3 protein-coding genes and 1 pseudogene are annotated in these 1,973 nt (G+C 68.8%); all 4 read right to left on the bottom strand.

Translation table 11 applies throughout. The features are described from left to right. Positions 1-215, bottom strand: a pseudogene (locus HMPREF1546_RS19730) (SpoIIIAH-like family protein); the annotation flags it as partial. Between the two features lie 23 nt (positions 216-238). Further along, on the bottom strand, positions 239-757 hold the full coding sequence (locus HMPREF1546_RS15600) for a stage III sporulation protein AG (RefSeq protein ID WP_021749008.1): 519 nt from the start codon (positions 755-757) through the stop codon (positions 239-241). Further along, entirely contained in the window at positions 735-1,220 is a 486-nt protein-coding gene (locus tag HMPREF1546_RS15595) for a stage III sporulation protein AF (RefSeq protein WP_021749009.1), read from the bottom strand. Before HMPREF1546_RS15595 ends, HMPREF1546_RS15600 begins: the two co-directional genes overlap by 23 nt. Next, positions 1,217-1,973 (bottom strand): stage III sporulation protein AE (locus tag HMPREF1546_RS15590; RefSeq protein WP_021752108.1); only part of this gene is annotated, 757 nt, incomplete at its 5' end. The genes HMPREF1546_RS15590 and HMPREF1546_RS15595, both read right to left, overlap by 4 nt.

Genomic DNA, 1,973 nt, shown 5'->3' with positions numbered 1-1,973 from the left:
CCCCCGCCGGTGTAGACCGCCTCCTCATCCGTCCCGGCCTCGCCGCCGTCCTCCTGACCGCTGACCAGCGTGGCTTCCCCCAGGATCTTGGTGCCGGTCTCCTCCACGGCGTCCGCCGCCTGCTCGCCGGTGTACTTCCAGTTCAGGGCCACTGCTGCGCACACCAGCAGCACCATCGTGGCCACCACGGTATTCCGCTTCCATCTCGCGCTCATGGGCTGTCTCCTCCTCCAAATCATCACTGCGATTTTGCCACGGTGATGCGGTCTGCGGAAAGGCCGGTCAGGGCCGCCACCGCCTCCGTCACCGCCAGCTTCACGTCCGCCCGGTCCCCGCCCTGGCACACCACCAGGGCCCCCCGATAGGTGGGATACACCGTCCGGGTCACCACCGGCGCCTCGGCGCTCCCGTCGTCCACCAGCACGGTCTGGGAGGAACGGGAGTAGTCCTCCGGCGCCGCGGTGGAGCCGCTGTAAGAGAGCTCCGAGTCCTGTGCCAGCTGCCGCTCGCCGTCCGATTCCACGGTCAGCAGCACCTGCACCTCCCCCACGCCCTGGATGCGGCCCAGAATGTCCTCCATCTCCTGCTGGAGCTCCGCCTCCACCAGGGCGGCCGCCTGGGGCGAGGCGCGCTCCGCCGTCTTCCCGTCCCCGCCGGGCCACAGCAGCAGCACGGCTCCCGCCAGCGCCACCAGCGCCACGAATTTGTACTTGTCCCATATCCTTCGCACTCCTTCAGTTTTCTGCTTCCCGCTCATGCCAAACCTGCCTCTCCGCCGGGATGCCCAGTTCCGTCTCCAGCGCCGACGCCAGCGCCTGCGACCAGCTGCCCGTCAGCTCCGCGGACCAGGGCACCGGGATGCCGTTTCCCTCCGTCCGCGTCTCCACCCGGACGGTCACCTCCAGCCCCAGCTCGCCCGCTTTGTCCAATATATATGCTTCTGTCTGCTCCGCTATGATAGAAGCCATGGCCTCGGTCTGTGTGTCGGCCAGCTCCTCCTGCCGTTCCTCCACCGCCGCCTGGTAGTGGTCGAAATCCAGCTCCAGATGCTCCAGGTCTGCCCCCAGCACCGGCCGCAGCAGCACCAGCAGCAGGATGAGCCCGCCGGTGAAGCCCGCCGCCTTCCGCACGGTGCCCGGCGGGATCAGGCTCTGGGCCGCCGACAGCAGCACCGACACCAGTACCACGGAGGTCAGCCACGCCCGCACCGCCTCCATCATGGCATCACCGCCCCCACGGAGGCCAGCACGGAGATGAGCAGCAGCAGCGCGCAGCCGCCGGTCATGCCCAGAATCAGGCCGAAGGCGCCTCCCAGCCCGTCGATGAGCTTGCACAGCCCCGGCGCCCCCACCACGGAGGCCAGATACGCCGTCAGCTTGTACAGCAGGTACTGGACCCCCAGCTGCAGGAAAGGATAGGCGCAGGCCGCCAGGATGGCCAGCATCCCGAAGACGCCGATGGTGTTCTTCAGCATCCCGGCCCCGGCCAGCACCGTCTCCGACGCGTCGGCGATGATGCCTCCCACCACCGGCACCACGCCGGAGATGGCGGCCTTTGCCACCTTCACCGTGGCGCTGTCGGCGGAGCCGGAGATGATCCGCACGATGGAGAGGTAGATGGTGAACACCAGCAGCGCCGTGGTGAGGATCCAGGTCACCAGCTTTTTCAGCGCCTCGGCAATGGCCCCCAGCCGGTTTTCCGGCAGGCAGGCCGCCGCCGTCAGCAATCCGATGTACAGGTACACCAGCGGCAGCAGCAGCTGCCGGATCAGCCGCAGCAGCAGATCCACGAAGAACACCGTGGACACCTGCTGCACCGTGGCGGTGGTGACGGCCCCGCTGGCCGCCGTGGCCGCCGCCAGGGTGGGCAGCAGCGCCTGGGAGAAGTCCGCCAGCTCCCCGATGGTCCGGCTGCCCAGCCCCATCAGGGAGTCCAGGCTCCCGGCGGAGGCCAGGGTGATGGACAGCGCCCCC

The organism is Oscillibacter sp. KLE 1745 (genome assembly GCF_000469445.2).
Taxonomy (GTDB): Bacteria; Bacillota; Clostridia; order Oscillospirales; family Oscillospiraceae; genus Oscillibacter; species Oscillibacter welbionis.
Note: the sequence above shows the minus strand (reverse complement) of the source record. Positions and strands in the feature narration are given on the sequence as shown.

Coding starts and splice junctions, on each gene's coding strand:
- HMPREF1546_RS15600 (WP_021749008.1), bottom strand. CDS start 757: ATGAGCGGGAAGCAGAAAACTGAAGGAGTGCGAAGGATATGGGACAAG.
- HMPREF1546_RS15595 (WP_021749009.1), bottom strand. CDS start 1,220: ATGATGGAGGCGGTGCGGGCGTGGCTGACCTCCGTGGTACTGGTGTCG.